This is a genomic window from Streptomyces bicolor, assembly GCF_000719285.1.
GTDB classification, from domain to species: Bacteria; Actinomycetota; Actinomycetes; order Streptomycetales; family Streptomycetaceae; genus Streptomyces; species Streptomyces bicolor.
The window spans coordinates 1-21,146 of record NZ_JOFS01000023.1 but is presented as its reverse complement, the minus strand read 5'-3'; the positions used below and the strand labels follow the sequence as shown (position 1 = coordinate 21,146).

Annotated in this window: 18 protein-coding genes; 6 read left to right on the top strand and 12 right to left on the bottom strand. The window is 68.7% G+C overall.

Annotation, left to right across the window (positions count from 1 at the left end; all coding sequences use genetic code 11):
- The first annotated feature begins 77 nt into the window (after positions 1–77).
- Complete coding sequence (locus IF78_RS0127925) at positions 78–1,520, top strand: bifunctional ADP-dependent NAD(P)H-hydrate dehydratase/NAD(P)H-hydrate epimerase (RefSeq protein ID WP_031477479.1); 1,443 nt, start codon at positions 78–80, stop codon at positions 1,518–1,520.
- Positions 1,521–1,572: 52 nt separating this feature from the next.
- Here the strand turns inward: IF78_RS0127925 and IF78_RS0127920 are convergent, their stop codons facing one another.
- Genes IF78_RS0127920 through IF78_RS0127910 form a run of 3 tightly spaced genes read right to left on the bottom strand, consistent with a single transcriptional unit; the run spans position 1,573 to position 3,394 of the window.
- Positions 1,573–2,016 (bottom strand): hypothetical protein, encoded by a 444-nt coding sequence (locus IF78_RS0127920; RefSeq protein WP_158751522.1) that lies wholly within the window; start codon positions 2,014–2,016, stop codon positions 1,573–1,575.
- A 3-nt stretch (positions 2,017–2,019) separates the two neighbouring features.
- The gene (locus tag IF78_RS0127915) at positions 2,020–2,952 is read right to left on the bottom strand and encodes a hypothetical protein (RefSeq protein WP_031477477.1); all 933 of its coding nucleotides are present in this window, start codon (positions 2,950–2,952) and stop codon (positions 2,020–2,022) included.
- A 31-nt stretch (positions 2,953–2,983) separates the two neighbouring features.
- Positions 2,984–3,394: an ATP-binding protein gene (locus tag IF78_RS0127910; protein ID WP_031477476.1), complete on the bottom strand. Its 411-nt coding sequence runs from the start codon at positions 3,392–3,394 to the stop codon at positions 2,984–2,986.
- A gap of 199 nt (positions 3,395–3,593) precedes the next feature.
- Here IF78_RS0127910 and IF78_RS0127905 point away from each other — a divergent pair, with 199 nt between their 5' ends.
- Genes IF78_RS0127905 through IF78_RS0127895 form a run of 3 tightly spaced genes read left to right on the top strand, consistent with a single transcriptional unit; the run spans position 3,594 to position 5,070 of the window.
- Complete coding sequence (locus IF78_RS0127905) at positions 3,594–4,433, top strand: helix-turn-helix domain-containing protein (RefSeq protein ID WP_031477475.1); 840 nt, start codon at positions 3,594–3,596, stop codon at positions 4,431–4,433.
- 7 nt (positions 4,434–4,440) lie between these two features.
- Positions 4,441–4,662, top strand: a complete 222-nt coding sequence (locus tag IF78_RS46535; RefSeq protein ID WP_078662614.1) for a DUF397 domain-containing protein — start codon at positions 4,441–4,443, stop codon at positions 4,660–4,662.
- A 48-nt stretch (positions 4,663–4,710) separates the two neighbouring features.
- A complete protein-coding gene (locus IF78_RS0127895; protein WP_031477474.1) occupies positions 4,711–5,070 on the top strand; it encodes a hypothetical protein in 360 nt (119 codons plus the stop codon).
- Positions 5,071–5,156: 86 nt separating this feature from the next.
- Here IF78_RS0127895 and glmS read toward each other — a convergent pair whose 3' ends face one another.
- The 5 genes from glmS to IF78_RS0127870 form a co-directional block, all read right to left on the bottom strand.
- Entirely contained in the window at positions 5,157–7,004 is a 1,848-nt protein-coding gene (gene glmS / locus IF78_RS0127890; RefSeq protein ID WP_031477473.1) for a glutamine--fructose-6-phosphate transaminase (isomerizing), read from the bottom strand.
- A 230-nt stretch (positions 7,005–7,234) separates the two neighbouring features.
- Positions 7,235–7,888, bottom strand: a complete 654-nt coding sequence (locus IF78_RS0127885) for a hypothetical protein (RefSeq protein ID WP_031477472.1) — start codon at positions 7,886–7,888, stop codon at positions 7,235–7,237.
- A 13-nt stretch (positions 7,889–7,901) separates the two neighbouring features.
- Positions 7,902–12,803: a ricin-type beta-trefoil lectin domain protein gene (locus tag IF78_RS0127880; RefSeq protein ID WP_234439735.1), complete on the bottom strand. Its 4,902-nt coding sequence runs from the start codon at positions 12,801–12,803 to the stop codon at positions 7,902–7,904.
- A 580-nt stretch (positions 12,804–13,383) separates the two neighbouring features.
- Positions 13,384–14,199 (bottom strand): ABC transporter permease, encoded by an 816-nt coding sequence (locus IF78_RS0127875; protein WP_031477470.1) that lies wholly within the window; start codon positions 14,197–14,199, stop codon positions 13,384–13,386.
- A complete protein-coding gene (locus IF78_RS0127870; protein WP_031477469.1) occupies positions 14,196–15,203 on the bottom strand; it encodes a daunorubicin resistance protein DrrA family ABC transporter ATP-binding protein in 1,008 nt (335 codons plus the stop codon). Before IF78_RS0127870 ends, IF78_RS0127875 begins: the two co-directional genes overlap by 4 nt.
- 184 nt (positions 15,204–15,387) lie before the next feature.
- Here IF78_RS0127870 and coaA point away from each other — a divergent pair, with 184 nt between their 5' ends.
- Both coaA and IF78_RS0127860 read left to right on the top strand, forming a co-directional pair.
- Positions 15,388–16,356 carry a type I pantothenate kinase gene (gene coaA, locus IF78_RS0127865; RefSeq protein ID WP_051828234.1) on the top strand — a complete coding sequence of 323 codons (969 nt, stop codon included), beginning with the start codon at positions 15,388–15,390 and terminating at the stop codon, positions 16,354–16,356.
- Positions 16,357–16,387: 31 nt separating this feature from the next.
- Positions 16,388–17,335 carry a DUF389 domain-containing protein gene (locus tag IF78_RS0127860; protein ID WP_031477467.1) on the top strand — a complete coding sequence of 316 codons (948 nt, stop codon included), beginning with the start codon at positions 16,388–16,390 and terminating at the stop codon, positions 17,333–17,335.
- Here the strand turns inward: IF78_RS0127860 and IF78_RS0127855 are convergent.
- The 4 genes from IF78_RS0127855 to rplM form a co-directional block, all read right to left on the bottom strand.
- On the bottom strand, positions 17,332–17,865 hold the full coding sequence (locus IF78_RS0127855; protein WP_031477466.1) for a hypothetical protein: 534 nt from the start codon (positions 17,863–17,865) through the stop codon (positions 17,332–17,334). The genes IF78_RS0127860 and IF78_RS0127855 overlap by 4 nt on opposite strands.
- A gap of 123 nt (positions 17,866–17,988) precedes the next feature.
- Positions 17,989–19,347, bottom strand: coding sequence for a phosphoglucosamine mutase (glmM, locus tag IF78_RS0127850; RefSeq protein ID WP_031477465.1), 1,359 nt, complete (start codon positions 19,345–19,347; stop codon positions 17,989–17,991).
- 235 nt (positions 19,348–19,582) lie between these two features.
- Positions 19,583–20,095: a 30S ribosomal protein S9 gene (gene rpsI, locus IF78_RS0127845; RefSeq protein ID WP_019754544.1), complete on the bottom strand. Its 513-nt coding sequence runs from the start codon at positions 20,093–20,095 to the stop codon at positions 19,583–19,585.
- 42 nt (positions 20,096–20,137) lie between these two features.
- On the bottom strand, positions 20,138–20,581 hold the full coding sequence (rplM, locus tag IF78_RS0127840) for a 50S ribosomal protein L13 (protein ID WP_030046395.1): 444 nt from the start codon (positions 20,579–20,581) through the stop codon (positions 20,138–20,140).
- Between the last annotated feature and the right edge of the window lie 565 nt (positions 20,582–21,146).

Sequence of the window (21,146 nt, the reverse complement as noted above, 5' to 3'; positions counted from 1 at the left end):
GCCGGTGAGTTTGACAAAGGGGCGGCAAAGCGTCAATGGATGCGACGAGGTTCGCCCCGTACGGGAGACTCGGTCACATGCGGACTGCGTACAGCGTGGAGACGGTAAGGGCGGCCGAACGGGAGCTGATGGCGCGGCTTCCGGACGGCGCGCTGATGCAGCGGGCGGCGGCCGGACTCGCCGCCGCCTGCGCGGATCTGCTGGGCCGGGTGTACGGCAGCCGGGTCGTCCTGCTGGTCGGCAGCGGCGACAACGGCGGCGACGCCCTGTACGCCGGGGCCAGACTGGCCAGGCGCGGGGCGGGAGTCACGGCGGTGCTGCTGACGCCCGAGCGGGCGCACGCGGGAGGGCTGGTGGCGCTTCGGCGCACGGGCGGCCGGGCCGTCGGCATCGACACGGCCGAGGAGTTGATCGAGCGGGCGGACCTGGTGGTCGACGGAATCGTCGGCATCGGCGGCAAGGGCGGGCTGCGTCCCGAGGCGGCACCGCTGGCGCACGCGGCCGCTCGCTCCAGGGCCGCCGTGGTCGCCGTGGACCTGCCGAGCGGCGTCGACGTGGACACGGGCGAGGTACGCGGCACGGCGATGCGCGCCGACCTGACCGTCACCTTCGGCACGCACAAGCCGGGGCTGCTGATCGATCCGGCGCGGGAGTACGCCGGGGTGGTGCGGCTGGTGGACATCGGGCTGGCGCTGCCGAACGACGCGGTCGAGCTGGAGGCTCTGCAACACGCGGACGTGGCACGGCTGTTGCCGCTGCCGGCGGCGGAGACCGACAAGTACCGGCGAGGGGTCGTGGGCATCGCGGCGGGTTCGTCGAGGTACCCGGGCGCCGCCGTGCTCGCGGTCGCGGGGGCGCTGCGGGGTGGGGCGGGGGCCGTACGGTACGTCGGCCCGGCCGGGGACGCGGTGATCACCCGGTTCCCCGAGACGCTGGTGTCGGACCGGGGACCGAAGAAGGCGGGCCGCGTGCAGGCCTGGGTGGTCGGCCCGGGCGCCGGGGACGACGCGGCGACGGTGGCGGAGGTGCTGGCGACGGACGTACCGGTACTGCTCGACGCGGACGGCCTGCGGCTGGCGGACGCCGAGTCGGTCCGTGACCGCACGGCACCGACCCTGATGACCCCGCACGCCGGGGAGGCGGCGGCGCTGCTCGGGGTGGCGCGGGAGGAGGTCGAGGGTGCTCGGCTGGCTGCCGTACGGGAGTTGGCGGGGCGCTATGCGGCGACCGTGCTGTTGAAGGGGTCGACGACGCTGGTGGCGGAGGCGGGTGGCGCGGGCGCCGTGCGGGTGAATCCGACGGGAACCGGGTGGCTGGCCACGGCAGGCAGCGGGGACGTGCTGTCAGGGTTGGCGGGATCGCTGCTGGCGGCGGGCCTTTCGCCGGTGGACGCGGCGAGCGTCGCGGCGTATCTGCACGGCCTGTCGGCGAGGTTCGCGGCGGATGGGGCGCCGGTTGGGGCGCACGATGTGGCGGAGGGGATTCCGGGGGCTTGGCGGGATGTGCGGGCGGGTCAGTGAACGCGGGGTCACTGTTGTCGACACCGACCCCGATGATGCTCATCCGGGCACTCTACGATCCACCCGGCGCCCCGCTGCCTGCCTTCCCGACGACCGGATCGGACTTGCGCGCCGGGGTGACGGCCCGGTCCAGGAAGCGGGTGAGCAGATCCGCGTCGGGCCACAGGTCGAGAGCCCGGAGAACGTGGTTGTCGATGACGACATCGCGCCTGTCCAGGACACGCAGTACCGCTGCGGACCACGCCGCGAGATACCCCGCGGCAAAGCCGGCGGCCCAGCGCGCGACATGCTCCGGATCTCTGCAGTACACCTGAGTCAGGTCCTCAAGGCGGAGAAGTCCCTGCCGTCTGAGGTCGTGCAGCCCTGACAAGTAGTCACCAGCCTCCTCGTCCACCTCGTCCGGGAAAATGCCCAGCGCGAGGCAGGCGGTAGCGAGCCGGAGAAGGTTGAACAGCTCTGGCGAGCCATCCTGCTGCACCCCTTGCTGATCAGCCAAGGCTCAGGCCTCTTCAGAGCTGGTCTCCGGAACCTCCGGGTCCTCGGCGAACAGATCCTCTGCCCGCTCGACCGTGCGGGAACGCTCCAGCCATGCGTCCATGCGGTCGAGATCGGTGCAGGTCGTGATCCGCTCGCGCACACTGTCCGGTACGGGGATGCCGCGCACCTCCAGCACGGACAGGATCCCCTTGGCCTCGCCTTCGGCCTTGCCTTCGGCCTTGCCTTCCAGGTAGGCCGTCTCACGGACCGTTCCGCGGCCGGGGAAGTAGCTGACGAACGTCGACATGATTGCCTTCCATTTCTCTCCGGCTGGAGACTTACCCAGGGTGACTTCGAGGAAGTCGAAAAAGTACTTGGCGGTGTCAGGACCGGTTTCCAGGAGTTCCTGAAGGGTGCTGCCGATGGCCTCCAGTATGGCGCCGCATTCGGGGCTGCGGGCGTGCGCCAAGGCGGAGAGCGCGGCCAGTGGGAGGCTCTTCGCCACGGTCCGGGCATCGGTGATCACCGGCAGGTTGTCCGGCCCGGCGACCAGCGGATACATCCGAAGAGCCGTCCAGCCGCGCGTGCCGCAGTCGAAAGGACCGGTCGCCCACTTGGCCGTGGCTCTGTCCTGACAGACGACGAGAAGCAACACGGGCAGCTTGTACTTCGCCTGGAGGTAGCCGATGTAGTACGCCCAACTCCACTCCTTGCCCGCGACCTTGCCGGACTGCGCCTCGACGGCCAGCAGGAAGTGTTCGCCGTCGGACGGGCCGATGCGCAGCACGGTGTCCACGCGACGTTCCAGCGGCTTGGTCTCCGTCACGTCCGTGGTGACGGCGTCCACGGTCGCCTTCTCGGATAACGGGACGCCAAGCACCCCGAAGACGGGAGCCAGGATGTCGGGCCGCTCCTGGAAGATCCGGTGCATGCCCTCGTGAGCTGATGTGACCATGTGCGCAACCTTTCGAGAAGCGAGTAAACGTTCACGCCGCCGAAGTCAGCTCGCACCACACGTACTTGCCCCGGTTGCCGTCTCTGGTCAGGGGCTGCCAACCCCAGAGGTCGGCGCATGCCCTGACGAGCGCCAGCCCTCGCCCTTCCTCGGCCTCCCCGAGTCGCTCCAACTCCCCCGGCGGCTCCGGCGGTTCGGGATCCGCGTCCCACGCCCCGATCCGCAACACCCCGGCGGACCAACGAACCCGCAGGGCAGCCGGCCCTTTCGTGTGGCGTACGGCGTTGGCGACCAGCTCGGTCGCGAGAAGCTCGGCGGTGTCCGCGAGGCGGATCAGGCCGTGCATGGTGAGGATCAGCCGGAGGGTGCGGCGGGAGACGGTGACGGCTCGGACGTCGTTCGGGATGTACAGCGTGTACTCCCAGGGTTCGGTTCCGGGCATGCGTGAACTCCCTTGATTTGGAGGGGATTTGCGCGGTGTCATTGCCGCGGCCGTCATGGCAGGACGGAGCGGTGCACTTCCGCAGCGTGCGCGTCGCATCACCGACGGTAGACCTAAGATTTCATCCAGAGCAAGCCGATCGCGTAATCTGACCCCCGAACGAGTCGCGCCCGCAGGCGCGTTGGAAGAGGAGCAGTTGATGGTCCTGAGGCGCGAACCCACGGCACGTCAGATGCGCCTAGCGGTCGAACTGCGCAGACTTCGCGACGCGGCAGGCCTCAAGGCCCGCGAGGCAGCAGCGCTGCTCGGCGTGAGTTCGGTCCAGATCAGCCACATCGAATCCGGCCTCACCGGGGTGAGCGAGGAGCGGCTGCGCCGTCTCGCGTCCCACTACGCCTGCACAGACGATGAGTTCATCGAAGCCCTGGTGGCGATTGCCACCGATCGGACACAGGGCTGGTGGGAGGAGTACCGCGGACTACTACCCACACCGTTCCTGGACCTGTCGGAGCTGGACCACCACGCCGTGTTCCAGCAGGACGTAGCGATCCTGTATGTGCCCGGCCTGCTCCAGACGGAGGACTACGCCCGCGCGGTCTTCTCCTCCAGGCTGCCAGAACTCACCGCCGAGGAACTTGAACTGCGGGTCCGCCACCGAATGGCACGTCAGCGCAAGGTCACCTTCCCCCACAAGGTCGTGATCCACGAGGCCGCACTACGAATCAGGGTCGGCGACCGCGCTGCCACGCGGGTTCAACTCACCCAACTCCTAGAGCTTTCCGACGCGGACCGCATCACCTTGCGCGTCATCCCCTTCGACCTGGACGGCTTCGCCCGAGCCTCAAGCACGATGACATACGTGGGTGGCCCCGTACCCAAGCTCGACACGGTCGCGCGCGACGCGCCTCACGGTTCGGTCTTCCTCGATTCCGAGGCCCAGCTCAACTCCTATCGAACGCGCTTCCGTAAAGTAGAAGCTGTGTCACTCGAACCGGACCGGTCGCGCGACTTCATCCACCGGCTGACGAAAGAGCTGTGAGGCACCCATGGACAAGTGGCGCAAGTCGTCCTACTCCGGCGAGGGCGACGGCAACAACTGCGTTGAAATCGCGACCTCGGCCTCCCACATAGCCGTCCGCGACTCAAAGGCCCCTGTCAGGGCCACCCTCACCTTCCAAACCGCAGCCTTCACCCTCTTCATACAAGCCCTCAGCACCCCGACGATCACCACGCCCCCCTCCCCCAGTAATCTTCCCGCTGACCAGTGATCCGCGTTTCCACGCGGAGCGCTATGCACGAAACGGGAGGACACAGCTTTGAAGTTGAAGGCTCTGGGCACCGCGCTGACCACCGCGGCCCTCATAGGTACGGCCCTCACCGGCGCCGTAGCCACCGCCGGCACCGCTGCCGCGGCGACGAAGCCGGACTGCAGCAGCTCGCTCGTCAACGTCAAGCCCAAAGAATCCGTCAACCTCCGCAGCGAGCCCAAGACGAGCGCCACGGCCGTCGGCGTCTGGGGCAAGGGCAAGCCGGGCGGGGTCTGCTTCGGCGACCGCAAGCCCGTCAAGGGCGGCTCCTACACGGCCTGCGGCAAGACGAGCGACAAGTGGTACTACGGCGGCCCCAACAGCACCAGCGTGGAGGGCTGGGTCCCGGCGACCTGCCTGCCCATCTGATCGCTGACCGCCTGACCAGCTGATCAAGAGGGGCGAACGGCACGCAGCCGTTCGCCCCTTTCATGCGCCAGGGCCCCCAGCGCAGCTCACTCCACCGTCACCGACTTCGCCAGGTTCCGAGGCTGATCCACCTCGTTCCCCCGGGCGGTGGCCAGCTCACACGCGAACACCTGCAGCGGCACCGTGGCCACCAACGGCTGCAGCAAGGTCGGCGTGGCCGGGATCCAGATCAAGTGATCCGCATACGGCACCACCGCCTCGTCCCCTTCCTCCGCGATGACGATGGTCCGCGCACCCCGAGCCCGGATCTCCTGGATGTTGGACACGATCTTGTCGTGCAGAACGGACCGCCCCCGAGGCGAGGGCACGACCACGACAACCGGCAGATCGTCCTCGATCAATGCGATCGGCCCGTGCTTCAACTCCCCCGCCGCAAACCCCTCGGCATGCATGTAGGCGAGTTCCTTCAGCTTGAGCGCGCCCTCGAGGGCGACCGGATATCCCACATGCCGCCCCAGGAACAGCACCGTGTTCTTCGAGGCCAGCGACCGTGCCAGCTCCCGCACCGGCTCCATGGTCTCCAGCACCCGCTCGACCTCGCACGAGATCCGCGACAGATCCCGGATGACCGCCCCGATCTCGTCGCCCCACTTGGTGCCCCGCACCTGGCCCAGGTAGAGCGCCACGAGATAACAGGCCACCAACTGCGTCAGGAACGCCTTCGTCGAAGCGACCGCAACCTCCGGCCCGGCATGCGTGTACAGCACCGCATCCGACTCACGCGGAATCGTGGAGCCGTTCGTGTTGCAGATCGCCAGCACCCTGGCCCCCTGCTCACGGGCATGCCGTAGCGCCATGAGGGTGTCCATGGTCTCGCCGGACTGGGAGATGGCGATGACGAGGGTCTGCTGATCGAGGATCGGATCCCGGTACCGGAACTCACTGGCCAGCTCCACCTCGCAGGGGATCCGCGTCCAGTGCTCGATGGCGTACTTGGCGATGAGCCCGGCGTGGAAGGCCGTACCGCAGGCGACGATGACGACCTTGTCGACTTCCCGCAGCGCGGAGGCGCTGATCCGCACCTCGTCCAGCGTCAGTGAGCCGGCCGCGTCGATGCGCCCCAGCAACGTATCGGCGACCGCCTTGGGCTGCTCGGCGATCTCCTTGAGCATGAAGTAGTCATAGCCCCCCTTTTCCGCGGCCGAGGCGTCCCAGTCGACGTGGTACGACCGCACATCCGCCGGCGACCCGTCGAACCCGGTGACGGTCACCCCGTCCCGCCGCAGCTCGACGACCTGGTCCTGCCCCAGCTCGATCGCCGACCGCGTGTGGGCGATGAACGCGGCGACGTCCGAGGCGAGAAAGGCCTCACCCTCCCCGACGCCCACCACGAGCGGCGAGTTCCGACGCGCACCGACGACCACATCGGGCTCGTCGGCATGCACCGCGACGAGCGTGAACGCCCCCTCCAGCCGCCGGCACACCAGCCGCATCGCCTCGGCCAGATCGGCACAGACCGAGAACTCCTCGGCAAGCAGATGCGCCACAACCTCGGTGTCGGTCTCGGAGGCCAGTTCGTGCCCCCGCTCCTCCAACTCGGCCCGCAGCCCGGCGAAGTTCTCGATGATCCCGTTGTGCACGACGGCAACCCGCCCGGCGTTGTCGAGATGCGGATGAGCGTTGGCATCCGTGGGCCCCCCATGCGTGGCCCACCGTGTGTGCCCGATCCCCGTGGTCCCGGTCGGCAACGGCCGCTCGGCCAGCTCCTTCTCTAGGTTCCCCAGCTTCCCGGCCTTCTTGGCCGCCGCGAGCCCCCCATCGGCCAGCACGGCGACGCCCGCCGAGTCGTAACCCCGGTACTCCAGCCTCTTCAGCCCGGCCGTGACAATCTCAAGCCCCGACTGCGACCCCACGTATCCCACGATTCCGCACATGCGCGGCAGCCTACGACCGAAACGGCGCCCGAAAGGGCCGCAGCGTGCCCGAAATCGGAAATTCCCACTGGGGTACGAAACCCACTTGAACCGCCACCAGCGGCTTCAGGGACCTCCGAAGTCCCGGTCGTCGACGACGCAACGGTCGTCACGGCGTCATGGCCGGCGGTCAGACCCGAGGGCGGTACCCGTGGAAGTCCGGGTACCGCCCTCGGGGGTGTGCTCAGCAGTCAGTCCGCATGCGGCATGAACTGGAGAGAGCCGTCATCGACGACCGACTCGTTGTAGCCGAACCTCTCGCCCAGCTCGCGGTACCGCCGGTGCTGGGACTCGCTGATCGGAATCAGGTACGCCTTGAGGACCCGCAGGAAGAGCCTGAACCCGAGGTCGGGGTCAACCTCGATGACGACCCGCTCCAGCGCCGGAACCACGTCCGGCACCCTTCGGTAGGGGTGGCCGGCAGTGGCGCGCTCCAGCTCCGGTGCGATCGCTCGCAACTCGGCAAGGACCGCTTCCCTCAGTTCCGGATCGCACGCGAGCGCTGGAGGGAGAGCATCGAATCGCGGGTCGTCCCGACGGATCCTTTCCTTGCAGACGTCCACGATCTGGCGAAGCCAGTCCCGACCGTCGATCCATCGCCCATCTGGAACGAATTCCTGGTTGCCCACGGCCGCGCACCACAGAATGTCGATCACTCTGGTGGGCAGCGGCGACTCCAGCAGCTTGCCGGCGTCCTCCAGGAGGGTGGGGGCGTACGCGCCCTCCTCCCAGTCCGCGGCGGCCACGAGGATCTCAAGCGGCGTCATCTGCCCCGCCCACGGGCTGCCGAACCACTTGGTGAGGCCGCTGAACCCGAAATCGATCCAGATGTCCTTGCGCTCCATTGCTATGCGGCTCTCATTCCGGGTGCGACGTGTAGACCATGTAGCCAGGCTTGTGTTTGGACCTCTTCAGTGTGATGGAAACCGAGTTGCCGGCCGGACGGCTCGCGCCAGTGTGGCTGTAGACGGTCCCGAGCGAGCCCGGGTTGTCCAGCTGGACCTTGAACGACTTGAGGTGCAGCGGGCTCTCCGAGTTGACCGGAGTCCTTTTCATCCATGTCTCCAGCTCGCTCCGGTGACCGGCGTACCACTTGGCGAAGGCCGCGTCCACGGCAGCCTGGGCGGTGTCGAGGTCGGTCCAGACCGAGGTTTCCCCCGGGCCGTTGGGGTTGCGCCTCAGTTCGTCCCTGGCCTTGTCGACGGCCCTCCTGGGAGTGATGTCCACATGGTCGGCGATCGTGTGTCCGCCCCGGTCGTTCTCGTGCAGCCTGAGGTCCAGGCAGTTGTGGACGAGCACGTCCTGGGGCCGCTTACCCGAGGTGCGCACGAAGAACGTGTGAAGGTCGTCGACGGTGAGGTCGTGGACCGCGCGCGGAGCCAGGCCCGAACGGTCCCAGAGGGCCGTCACCGCCCGGACGGAGCCGTCCGGAGTGCGCAGCCGGTCGCCCACGCGCAGTTCGGAGACCACCGTCCACCCGCGGTCCATCACGTAGAACTTGTGACCCGCCGTGCTGGTCAGCAAGCCGCCGTCGGCGACAGTGATATCCACCAACCGCTGGGTGTCGTGCTGGAAGGTGTTGGTGACCCTCCGGGCCCGCAGTTCCCCAGAGGCCGGATCCGTGGCCTTGACCAGATCCCCGATCGCTACCTGGCTGATGGGCCTGTAGGAACCGTCCGCCATCAGCACCGGGGTGGTGCCTGGGAAACTGTTGCGCGTGCAGGCCGTGAACGCGTCCTCGTAGGCGTTCACCGAGCGCTCGATCACGGCGAGGGACGCGGGGTCCAGGTCGAGTGCCTTGAGAGCCTTGTAGGCGTCGGCGACGCCGGTGCCGGTCTTCATAGCGGCGTCCAGTGCGTGGATCGCTTCGGTGATCTTCGTGAACGCCTTGCCGGGGATGAAGTTGCTCAGGGCCCAGGCGCAGCCGCCGGCGCTGCCGTGCCAGCAGTCGACGAAGTCCTGGACCAGGACCGCCTTGATGATCTTGTAGGTGAGGGTCTGCTGGATGAGTTCCAGCTTGGAGAAGTACTGGGTGACGTCCTTCTTCAGACCTGGGATGCGCTTGCTCTCGATGAGCAGCGTGTCCGCCGACGGGCAGCCGCTGGCGCCGGCTGTTGTGTCGGGGTTGGTGCAGAGGAAGAAGTCGACCACCGCGCTGAAGGTGACCGTGAACGTGGTGGTGCAGCCTTCGAAGCCGATCTCGATGACGCAGGGGTCGTGCTGCTTGGCGTCGGTGATCTCGATGCTGTCCTCGTCGACGACGTACCACGTGCCGCCGACTCCGGTGCCCGCGCCGGTCGAGACCTGCTTGTTCGCGGCGTTGCGTGCCGCTTCCTCGGCTGCCTTCTGTGCTTCCTTGGCGTACTTCAGTGCGTCCTTGGCGGCTTGTTCGGCTTCGGTGGCGGCGGCGTCGGCACGGTCGGCGGCCGCTCGTGCGTCCTTGGCGGACTGCTCGGCCGCGGCTGCGGCGTCGCGGGCGGCCTCGGCGTCGAGGGCGGCCTGGTCGGCGGAGGCGCGGGCGTCCTTGGCGTGGCCTTCAGCGCGGCCGGCTGCCTTGTCGGCGGCGGCCGCGTCTTCGGTGGCCTGGCGCTGGTATTCGACGGTGCGGGCCAGTGACGCCGATGCCTTGGAGGCTGCCTTCGCCGCGTCGGCCGCGTAGCCAAGGGCCTCCTTCGCGTAGCCGCGGGCGTCCGCCGCATGCCCGGCGGCGTTGGCGGCGTGCTGATAGGCGGCCTTGGCGTCCCCCGTCGCCTGGTCGGCGAGGTTCTTGGCCGCGGCTGCCTCCGCCTGGGCGTTCTTGGCGTGGGCGTCGGCCACGGCCTGCTGCTGGTCGGCGATCGACTTCGACGCCTGCCCGGTCAGCACCACCAGGCCGGCGGCCGAGTCGGTGTCGACGTACGGCGAGCCGAGCTCGATCGCGTCGTTGGCCGGCTTGGCGACCTGGGCGGCGGCGGTGCCCGCGTCGACGGCGGCCTGGGCGGTGACGTGGGCGAAGCCGGCGGCCTTCGCCGAGGCGGCCAGGGCCTTGGCGGCTTCCTTGTTCGCCTCGTCGGCGTGCCCCTTGGCGGTCTTGGCCTCCTTCTCCGCCTCGTCCGCCAGCTCGACGGCCGCCTTGGCCGCGGAGGAGGCGTGCTGAGAGGCCTGGATGGCGTCGGCCACGGCGCTGGTCGAGGTCTTCACCGCGGCGTCGGCCCTCAGCTTGGCGGCCTGGGCGGCGTCCGCGTTCGAGCGGGCCCGCTTGGCGGCGGCTTCGGCGCGGGTGGCCGCGGCGTCCGCCTCGGCTGCCGCCTGGGTGGCCGCATCCGCCTCGCCCCGGGCGCGGCCGGCAGCTGCCTCGGCGTCATCCGCGTGTGCGGAAGCCGCGTCCGCTGCCGCCCTGGACTCCTTCGCGTTGCTGTCGGACTCGTGGGCCTGGGCGTACGCCTCCGTCGCGTCCGCCTTCGCACGGGAGGCATCCGCCTTCTGCTCTGCGTCCCACGCGTCGTCCCGCAGGTCGCGGGCCTTGTCGCGGGACTTGACCGCGTCATTCTTCCGCGCGACAGCGGTCGCCTCCGCGGCCTCGGCCTTGTCCTTGGCGTCCTTCGCGTTCTCCGCCTCGGCCTGCGCGTTCTTCTTGTGCTGGTTGGCCTCGGCCTGCTTGGCGGCGGCGGTCTCCTTCTCCGCCTTGGCCGTCTTCTCCTCCGCCTCCGCCGCGAGCCGCTTGGCGTGCGCGTCGGCGGCAGCCGCCTTCGCGTCCGCTTCCGCCTTCAGCGCGACGGCGAGCTTCGCCTCCGCCGTCTCCTTGTCCTTCTTGGCATCGTCGCGATGCAGCCTGGCCGCATCCGCCGCGGACTTCGCCTGCAACTCGGCCTGTTGCGCGGCCTCTTTGCGGAACTCTGCCTTCGACTGCGCGGCCTGCGCGAGCGCGCGCTGGGCGATCGTCTTGCTGTCACCCGCGGAAGCCCTGGTCGCGGCCTCGGCTGTCTCGGCGGCCTTGACCATCGCCGTCAGCGCCGCCACGGACCCCTTGGTGACCTGCGCCTTCTGCTGACCGACGAGGAGCCCACGGCCCCGCGGCGCACCAGCGGCATCCGCGATACCGTACGCGGCTTGCTGGGCTGTATCGGACCCCGTGGCCGCCTTCTTGGCGCTTTCCAGTTGTGTCCTGAGCGCGGCCAGGTGCTTCTTCGCCGCCGCCTGAGCGTCGGTGACGACCTTCTTCGCCTTGTCGAACTCCGGCTTCTCCGGGTACAAGGCGCTGTCCGTGCCCTGGTGACCGGACGGCTTGATCCGGAACTTCTGCGAGCCGGCGTTCTTGCAGTCCCACAGCCGCGCGTCCGTGCTCTTGGTGAACGCGCTCAGGTCTACGCACTTGCCGGTGGTCACGCTCTTCAGGGGCGCGCTGGCACGGACGTCGCCCTTCCACGACTGCCCCTTGGACTTGTAGCAGTCATAAATCTGGATCTTCGTGCCGTTCGCCGACGCGTTCCCGGCCACGTCCAGGCACTTCTGCGAGCCGACATTGCGCAGGTGCAGGTCGTCCTCGGTGCCCTCGAGCGTCCACTGTTGGGCCGCGCCGCCGTTGCAGGTGTAGATCTGCACCGGCGTGCCGTTGGTCTTGCCGCCGCCGGCGACGTCCAGGCAGCTGCCCGCCGCGCCCGGCACCTCGATCGTGACGTGGCTGTCACCGATCCAGCCCAACCCACCGGCGGACCAGTAGTCCTGCCAGCGAGTGGCGTAGTCCGCGAGCCACGACTGACCGAGGACCTGACCGAGGGTGAATGTGCCCTCCTGCAACGCCTTCGTGGCGGTGACGTTGGCGGCGAGGATCTGCTGCCGCTGGGTGGCCTGCGCGGCGATCTCCTGCTGCCACTCGGCGGACGCCTGCGCCGCCTCCTTGCCGAGCACCCGGTTCGGGTCGATCGGGGCGGCCCACGCACATGACGCGAAGCGCGCCTTCAAGTCCTCGACCGCGATGCGGAACTCCGGGGTGTCCGGGGCCGGAGCCGTGCGGGGGAAGCCGCCGGAGGACAGGAAGATGCGGGCGTCATCGGCGGACAGCCGGGGAACGAACAGCTCGTTGGGCTCGATGTTCCCGGAGTTCTTCTTCCACAGCTTCCACGCCTGCTGCTCCTCCGGTGTGCCCCCGGTGGTGTACAGCCGGTCGCCGATTGCGAGCGCGGCAGCCTTCGTCTTGTCGTCCGCGGGAGGCGAGGGATCGTAGTACGGGGCCGGGAACATCAAGTCGACCGACTTGTGGTACGACTGCCACAGCCACGGCATCAGGCCGATCTTGTCGTAGATCTCGTTCTCTCCGCGTGGTTCGTCAGGGTAGGAGCTCAGTCCGCTGACGGCGCTGGACCACGCGCGCTCCTGGTCGTTGGCCTTCTTGACCCACTGGTCGCTGCTGGCGCTGTCCGCGTCGTAGGCCTGGTGCAACGGGGTCTTGTTGTCGAAGAGGTCCCGCTTGACCTTCTGGTGGAGCTGGTCGGGCGGCAGCCCGAGAGCGTTCTGCGCGAGGGCGAACAGGTTGGGCCCGCCCTTGCGCAGGGCACCAGCGGCCACACACTGATCCTCGCGCAGCTGCTCGGCCGCCTTGGTGTCGAAGCCGTCGTACGAGTCACTCGTCGCGCCCACGGGCTGTACCGCGTCCCGGCCGAGCTGGCCGGGCTGGACGGCCAGGCCTCCGAAGACGGCCAGGGCGGCGACGGACGTGACTGCGGAGCTGAACGTCGCGGATATTCGTGATCTGGAGTTGAACAACCCCGGTCTGAATCGCAAAGAGGCATCCTTCAGAGCAAGCGAAGGCAGGCGAGGGAGACCGCCCGAAGGGGCGGTGGGATACGCAGGGGGTCAGCCCGCCGTCCCGGCGCGGAAGCAGAGGCAGCAGACAGCAGCGACAAAGCAGGCGTTCACAACGAGCCGGCATCGCGGCATGACGAACCATTCCTCCCCGTGACGGCACTGTCCCCCCGGCCGCCGAATGACATGCGCGCATCATGAAGGGATGGTCAAGGCCCCTCGGGATGCGCGGCGTTCAACTTAGCCACAGGCCGGCAGGACGCGGCAAGGGCCGACCTCGCGGTCCGGACTGCGGTACGCCACCTCACTTGCACGGCGCGGCACACCCAAACGCCGTGCTCACACCAGGAGTTGCATGTGTGAGGCATGTGAAGAAAGAGTGCAGGCGGCGAACATTCTCCGTCACAAAATGGCCGGAAGTCGCCCGCCCGTCGACATGCGCGGTCGTACTGCAACGCAGCAGGCGGGCCCCGGCCGGGCCGACAGACGCGGCTCCGTCACCGCAGGGGAACGACCAAGGAGGGCGTGCCACGCTGCGATTCCCGGCGCACGCGCCAAGTCACGTCTTCGCCCGATAAGCCCGCATGGCCAACGGATAGAACACCAACGCGATCCCCGCGGCCCACACCAACGACCACAACACCGGCTCAGCCACGGGCCCACCCAGCAACAGCCCCCGGAACGCATCGGACAGATGCGTCACCGGATTCACGTCACTCCACGCCTGCAACCACCCCGGCATCGTGTCCACCATCACGAACGCACTGCTGGTGAAGGTGATCGGGAAGATGATCGTGAACGCGAAGGCCTGCACCTTCTCCGCGTCCCCGGCGAGCATCCCGATCAGCACCGCGCTCCACGACACGGCCGCCGCGAACACGACCACGAGCAGTGTTCCGAGCAGGAAACCGTCGAGGCCGCCGGTGACCCGGAAGCCGAGCAGCAGGCCGAGGCCGATCATCAGCAGCAGAGCCCACACATGCTTGGCCAGGTCCGCGGTGATGCGGCCGATGAGCGGGGCGGAGCGGGCTATCGGCAGGCTGCGCAGCCGGTCGAAGACGCCCTTGGTGAGGTCGGTGTTGAGCGCCATGGCCGTGTACATGGTCATGAACAGGGTGTTCTGGACGATGATCCCGGGCAGCGCGTACTTCAGATACGCCTCCGGTGACCCGGCCATCTGCCCGCCCAGCACGTACGTGAAGAGGAACACGAACATGATGGGCGTGATGCTGTAGTCCACCAGCTCGAGCGGGTTGTGCTTGACGGCTACCAGGCTCCGCCACGCCATCGTGAACGTCTGCCGCAGCCCGTCGAGCGGCCGTACGCGACCCGACTTGGTGATCGGGGCCGTGACGGTCGTCGTCGTGGCGGTCATGACCGGCTCACCGCCTCCTCCAGATCGCTCTCCTCCCGGACAGCCGCGCCACCGTTCCCCTCGGGCGAGCCCGGCTCGGCACGATGGCCGGTCAGGGCCAGGAAGACCTCGTCCAGCGAGGAGCGGCGCAGCGCCAGCTCCCCCACCGCGATCCCCTCACGGTCCAGCGCCCGCACGACGGACGGCATCAGCTCGGGATCCTTCACCGGCGCGGTGATCATCTCGCCCTCGATCCGGGCCTCCGCCCCGGCGGCCCCCGCCACCAGCAGATGCGCCCGCGCGAGGTCCTGCCCCAGCACCGGCCGCAGCTCCAGCACCTGCCCGCCGACCTGTGACTTCAACTGGTCGGGCGTACCCTCGGCGATCACCCGGCCCTTGTCGATCACCACGATGTCGTCGGCGAGCACATCGGCCTCGTTCAGATACTGCGTGGTCAGCAGGGCCGTCGCCCCGTCCGCGACCAGGCCCCGCAGCAGGTCCCACAGTTCACCGCGGCTGTGCGGATCGAGGCCGGTCGTCGGCTCGTCGAGGAAGAGGATGCTGGGCCGGCCCACCAGGCTGGCCGCGAGGTCCAGACGCCTGCGCATACCCCCGGAGAAGGTCTTCACGGCCCGCCCGGCCGCGAACGTCAGCTGAAACCGCTCCAGCAGCTCGGCCGCGCGCGCCTTGGCATCCCGGCGCGGCAGCCCCAGCAGGCGCCCGATGAGCAGCAGGTTCTCCGTGCCGGTCAGGTTCTCGTCCACCGCCGCGTACTGCCCGGTCAAACCGACCATGGCGCGTACGACCCCGGCCTCCCTGACCACATCGCGCCCCGCCACATGGGCCCGGCCGCCGTCCGGCCTGAGCAGCGTCGCGAAGATCCGCACCGCGGTCGTCTTCCCCGCGCCGTTGGGCCCCAGCAGCCCGAGCACCGAGCCCCTACGGGCCCCCAGGTCGACCCCTGCCAGTGCCTCGGTCTCCTTGAACCGCTTGACCAGGCCTTCCGCCTCGATCGCATACGTCATGGGTGACCCCCTCGGGGTTGGTGGACCCCGGCTTGAGCCCACCCTCCCCACAACTGTGACGCACGCCACTGACATTCCCCGCCTTGCCCGGATTTCTCCCGGAAACGTCGGCGCGTGACCGATCCCACGCCGCCGCCTGTTCGTACTCCCGTAACAATGGACTGTGATCTCTCCGGTCTCCTCGATGCCCCGGAGCGCCCACCGGCAACGCCCGGAGGCGACTCCCTACGTCGACCTCACCCGCGCCGAGTGGAGCGCGCTGCGCGACAAGACCCCGCTGCCGCTCACCGCGGAGGAGGTCGAGAAGCTGCGCGGCCTCGGTGACGTCATCGACCTCGACGAGGTCCGCGACATCTACCTCCCGCTCTCCCGGCTCCTCAACCTCTACGTCGGCGCCACGGACGGCCTCAGAGGCGCGCTGAACACCTTCCTCGGCGAACAGGGCTCCCAGTCCGGCACCCCGTTCGTCATAGGGGTCGCCGGCTCGGTCGCCGTGGGCAAGTCCACGGTCGCCCGTCTCCTGCAGGCCCTGCTCTCCCGCTGGCCCGAGCACCCACGCGTCGAGCTGGTCACCACGGACGGGTTCCTCCTGCCCACCAAGGAGCTGGAGGCCCGGGGCCTGATGTCACGCAAGGGCTTCCCCGAGTCGTTCGACCGCCGCGCGCTCACCCGCTTCGTCGCCGACATCAAGGCCGGCAAGGACGAGGTCACGGCCCCGGTCTACTCCCACCTGATCTACGACATCGTCCCGGACAAGAAGCTCACGGTCCGCCGCCCCGACATCCTGATCGTCGAGGGCCTGAACGTCCTCCAGCCCGCCCTCCCGGGCAAGGACGGCCGCACCCGGGTCGGCCTCGCCGACTACTTCGACTTCAGCGTGTACGTCGACGCCCGCACCGAGGACATCGAGCACTGGTACCTCAACCGCTTCAAGCGGCTGCGCGAGACCGCCTTCCAGAACCCCTCCTCCTACTTCCGCAAGTACACCCAGGTCTCCGAGGAGGAGGCCCTCGACTACGCCCGCACGATGTGGCGCACCATCAACAAGCCCAACCTGGTCGAGAACATCGCCCCCACCCGCGGCCGAGCCACCCTCGTCGTACGCAAGGGCCCCGACCACAAGGTGCAGCGGCTGAGCCTGCGCAAGCTGTAGGCCCGTAACGCGCGTCTGTTAGAAAGCCGTCATGCTGCATCTGCGCCTGATCACGCCAACCCACAAGACGGACGACGTGGTCCGCCTGATCGAGAAGACGGTCGGCACCACGCACCTGGTCGTGCTGCCGGGCGCCGCCCGCAATCCGGCCGGGGACGTCGTGCTCTGCGACGTGGCGCGCGAGGCGGGTGACGAACTCCTCAGCAAGCTGCAGGAATTGGGCCTCGACACGCACGGCTCGATCGCCGTCGAGAACATCGATCTGTCACTGTCCAAACGTGCCGATCAGGCCGAGGCGGATGCTCCCGGCGAGGCTGCGGACGCGGTGCTCTGGGAGCATCTGACCGACGCGACGCACGAGGAGTCCACCCTCTCCATCACCTATCTCGCCTTCATCACGCTCGCCACCATGATCGCGGCCTGCGGTGTGGTGCTCGACAACGCGATCCTGATCGTGGGTGCGATGGCGGTCGGCCCGGAGTTCGGTCCGCTGGCAGGGATCTGCACGGCCGTTGTACAGCGGGCGCCACGCCTGGCACTGCGGTCACTGATCGCCCTCCTGGTCGGCTTCGCCGTGGCGATGGCGGCAACGGTGGGCTTCAGCTACTTCATGGACGCCGTCGGCCTGTTCACCGAGGCCAAGCTGGAGGCCGACCGGCCCAATACCGGCTTCATCTATGCCCCCGACTGGTTCTCCTTCGTCGTGGCGGTCCTCGCCGGCGCCGCCGGCACTCTCTCCCTGACGTCCGCCAAGTCCGGCGCCCTGGTCGGAGTCGCCATCTCGGTCACGACCGTCCCGGCGGCCGCCAACGCGGCCGTGGCCCTGATCTACGACGACGCCAAGCAGACCTGGCTCTCGACGGGCCAACTGCTGCTCAACCTCCTCGGCATCATCCTCGCCGGCACACTCACGCTGCTGGCCCAGAAGTGGCTGTGGGCCAGGCAGCGCGAGCGTACGGCGAAGGTGAGCGGTCTCTAGTACCGCACCTCGCAGTTCGCGTTGATGTTGTCACCGACGTCGCGGAACACGACGTCGGTGCCTCCGCCGCAGTTAACGGGTTCCGCGAGCACGCCGTCGCTCACGCCGATCGTGTCGTTGCCGCCGCCGGTCGTCACGGAGTCGAAACCCGGGCCGGCATCGACGAGGGTACGGAGCCCGATGCTCCCCCCGTTGTAAGTGTCGTTCCCGTCACCCAGCCCGACCGACAGCCGAGTGCTGGTGGTGACGACGCCGCAGTCGACGGTGGTGGGGGAGGACGTCGGACTGCAACCCGATCCCGCGGCGATGCCCGTGGTGTCCGTGAGGATCAGACGTCCGGCGGTGGTGACGGTGGCCGTCACCTGGTTCGCCACACCGCCACGCGCGCTGAGGTAGACGCTGCCGAACAGACGGAATGCCGTGGAACCGGGGGTCTGCGCCGCGGCCGGGCTCGCGGCCGCGGTGACGACGAGACCAGCGGCGAGGGCCGGACCAACCGCGCGCTTCAGGGTGCTGCTCACGATCTTCATGCAGTGCTTCTCTCTTTCGTCGAGGCAGGGCGCCGGACAGAGCCCCCCTCGACGAAAGTGAAACAATCAGTTATCGGGCATGCACTCTTTGTTACGTACGTTCGAGTGACGTACTCCAGTGGCCTAACCCAGCGCCGACTTCACGGCATCCGCCAGCCGCCCGGCAACGGACCGGGCCTGGTCGATGTCAGCGGCCTCGACCATCACCCGCACCAACGGCTCGGTCCCCGACGGCCGCAGCAACACCCGCCCCGTGGACCCGAGTTCCCGCTCGGCCTCGGTGACCGCCGCCGCCAGCTCCGCCGACGTCTTCACCCGTGACTTGTCGACGTCCGGCACATTGATCAGCACCTGCGGCAGCCGCTCCATGACCGAGGCGAGGTCCTTGAGCGTACGGCCGGTCTCGGCGACCCGCGCCGCCAGCAGCAGCCCGGTCAGTGTGCCGTCACCGGTCGTGGCGTGGTCGAGGATGATGACGTGCCCGGACTGCTCGCCGCCCAGGGCGTACCCGTGCTCCTTCATCTCCTCCAGCACATACCGGTCACCGACCGCGGTCTGCACCAGCGCGATGCCCTCGCGCTCCATGGCCAGCTTGAAGCCCAGGTTGGACATCACGGTCGCGACCACGGTCTCGGCCCGCAGCGCGGACCGCTCACGCATGGCCAGCGCGAGCACGGCCAGGATCTGGTCCCCGTCCACCTCCGCACCGCTGTGGTCCACGGCGAGGCAACGGTCGGCGTCGCCGTCGTGCGCGATACCGAGATCGGCACCCTGCTCGACGACGGCGGCCTTCAGCTTCTCCAGATGGGTGGACCCGCAACCGTCGTTGATGTTGAGCCCGTCCGGCTCGGCCCCGATCGTGACGACCTCGGCCCCGGCCCGCGAGAAGGCCTCGGGCGAGACGCCCGCCGCGGCGCCGTGCGCCTCGTCGAGGACGATCTTCAGCCCGTCCAGCCGGTTGGGCAGTACGCCGAGGAGGTGGCCGACGTATTCGTCGAACCCCTGGTCGTACGACCGCACACGCCCGACGGCCGCACCGGTCGGCCGCTCCCACGGCTCACCGTGCCGATGCTCGTCGTAGACGGCCTCGATACGGTCCTCCAGCTCATCGGCGAGCTTGTGGCCACCGCGGGCGAAGAACTTGATGCCGTTGTCGGGCATGGCGTTGTGGCTGGCGGAGAGCATGACGCCGAGGTCGGCGCCGAGCGAGCCGGTGAGAAAGGCGACGGCGGGCGTCGGCAGCACACCGACCCGCAGCACATCGACACCCGCACTCGCCAGACCGGCCACCACGGCGGCCTCCAGGAACTCCCCGGACGCACGCGGGTCCCGCCCGACCACCGCCGTCGGCCGGTGGCCCTCGAAGGTGCCCGCCTCGGCCAGTACGTGCGCCGCCGCCACGGACAGACCGAGCGCCATCTCGGCCGTCAGATCCGCGTTGGCGACGCCGCGCACGCCGTCCGTGCCGAAGAGTCGTCCCACTTGTCCTCCTGAGGAAACATCAGTTCCGAAAGCGGAGCCGGCGCTCACTGTGTCGCTGTGTCGCCGGGGGCTCCCGCCTCCAGGCATTCCATGCCTGGGCATCGGATCACACAAGCCTTTGAACGTCTTGTGCCGTTATACGCCCGAGCCCGTGGATAAAACGAACGCCCCGGCGGCACTGTGCGTGCCGCCGGGGCGTTCGGAGTACCGGAGTACGAGCAGAGGCAGCTTGCGCTTAGCGCTTGCTGTACTGCGGGGCCTTGCGGGCCTTCTTCAGACCGGCCTTCTTGCGCTCGACCGCACGGTCGTCGCGCTTGAGGAAGCCGGCCTTCTTCAGCGGGCCGCGGTTGTTGTCGACGTCGGCCTCGTTCAGCGCACGGGCGACACCGAGACGGAGCGCACCGGCCTGACCGGAGACACCGCCACCGGCGATGCGGGCGACGACGTCGTAGCGACCTTCGAGCTCAAGAACCTTGAACGGCTCGTTGACCTCCTGCTGGTGCACCTTGTTGGGGAAGTAGTCCTCGAGCGTACGCCCGTTGATCTTCCACTTGCCGGTGCCCGGCACAATGCGAACGCGCGCGATGGCGTTCTTACGACGACCCAGGCCGGCGGCGGGCTGGGGCTCACCGAAGCGCGAGGCGAGGGACTCGGAGGTGTACTCACCCTCCACCGGAACCTCGGACTCGGTGGTGTAGCTGTCGATGTCAAGCTCTTCGAGCGGCTGCTCGGCAGTGGTCTCGGCCACGATTCTCCTCAGATTCTCTTCAGTCTTAGGGGGTGGCCGGACTTACTGCGCGACCTGGGTGATCTCGTACGGCTGCGGCTGCTGCGCGCCGTGCGGGTGCTGGTCACCCTTGTAGACCTTCAGCTTCGAGAGCATCTGACGGCCCAGAGTGTTCTTGGGGAGCATGCCCTTGACGGCCTTCTCGATGGCCTTCTCGGGGTTCTTGTCGAGGAGCTCGTCGTAACGGACGGAGCGCAGACCACCCGGGTAACCGGAGTGGCGGTACGCCATCTTCTGGGTCCGCTTGTTGCCGGACAGGTGCACCTTGTCGGCGTTGATGATGATGACGAAGTCACCGGTGTCGACGTGGGGCGCGTAGATCGGCTTGTGCTTGCCCCGCAGGATGGAGGCGGCGGTGCTGGCGAGACGGCCCAGGACGACGTCCTGAGCGTCAATGACGTGCCACTGGCGCGTCACATCGCCGGGCTTGGGGCTGTACGTACGCACGGTTCGTAGCCTTCGCTTCGAGTGAATGGTCCTGAACAGGTCACCGAAACGATCACGACAGCCTGGACCGCACGGCGGCGACGCATACCGCGTACGTGGGGTCGCTGGTCATCGGCCCGGTGGACCGGTGTAAGGGCCCGTCCCGTGAGAATGAGCAAGCCAATACACAACGAACATGCAGGATACCTGCGGCGCCTTGGCCGGGTCAAAACGGGTTGCGTGCCGCGCCTTGGCCGGGTGATCGCCCGCGGGCCCCCTGCCGTCCTGCCCCCAGGGTAAACGCCCCGCCCGGGCTGCCGCCCCAGACCCCGCTTCGGCCCTGAGGGGCCTCGTCCTCAAACGCCGGACGGGCTGCCGGAACGGGAGGAGTGCTCGATCGACGCCGGAGGGTGACCGCGGATTGCCCGCGGCGGCCACCGCGCCGACTGACGACTCCCCCCGCCCGCACGGCGCACCCCCACCTCGCCACTCCAAACCCCGAGGAACGGCGACCACCAACCCAACCGACGAATGCCCCCACCCCTCACTCCCCGCTCCAGCCCCTCCGCGCTCCTCCATCCCGGCC

What these genes read in the sequence shown, in the direction of transcription:
- IF78_RS0127910 (WP_031477476.1), bottom strand. Translation starts at nt 3,394, where the DNA reads ATGCCCGGAACCGAACCCTGGGAGTACACGCTGTACATCCCGAACGAC.
- IF78_RS0127925 (WP_031477479.1), top strand. Translation starts at nt 78, where the DNA reads ATGCGGACTGCGTACAGCGTGGAGACGGTAAGGGCGGCCGAACGGGAG.
- IF78_RS0127870 (WP_031477469.1), bottom strand. Translation starts at nt 15,203, where the DNA reads ATGACGTATGCGATCGAGGCGGAAGGCCTGGTCAAGCGGTTCAAGGAG.
- IF78_RS0127905 (WP_031477475.1), top strand. Translation starts at nt 3,594, where the DNA reads ATGGTCCTGAGGCGCGAACCCACGGCACGTCAGATGCGCCTAGCGGTC.
- IF78_RS0127915 (WP_031477477.1), bottom strand. Translation starts at nt 2,952, where the DNA reads ATGGTCACATCAGCTCACGAGGGCATGCACCGGATCTTCCAGGAGCGG.
- IF78_RS0127885 (WP_031477472.1), bottom strand. Translation starts at nt 7,888, where the DNA reads ATGGAGCGCAAGGACATCTGGATCGATTTCGGGTTCAGCGGCCTCACC.
- glmS (WP_031477473.1), bottom strand. Translation starts at nt 7,004, where the DNA reads ATGTGCGGAATCGTGGGATACGTGGGGTCGCAGTCGGGGCTTGAGATT.
- IF78_RS0127860 (WP_031477467.1), top strand. Translation starts at nt 16,388, where the DNA reads ATGCTGCATCTGCGCCTGATCACGCCAACCCACAAGACGGACGACGTG.
- IF78_RS0127855 (WP_031477466.1), bottom strand. Translation starts at nt 17,865, where the DNA reads ATGAAGATCGTGAGCAGCACCCTGAAGCGCGCGGTTGGTCCGGCCCTC.
- coaA (WP_051828234.1), top strand. Translation starts at nt 15,388, where the DNA reads ATGCCCCGGAGCGCCCACCGGCAACGCCCGGAGGCGACTCCCTACGTC.
- IF78_RS46535 (WP_078662614.1), top strand. Translation starts at nt 4,441, where the DNA reads ATGGACAAGTGGCGCAAGTCGTCCTACTCCGGCGAGGGCGACGGCAAC.
- IF78_RS0127875 (WP_031477470.1), bottom strand. Translation starts at nt 14,199, where the DNA reads ATGACCGCCACGACGACGACCGTCACGGCCCCGATCACCAAGTCGGGT.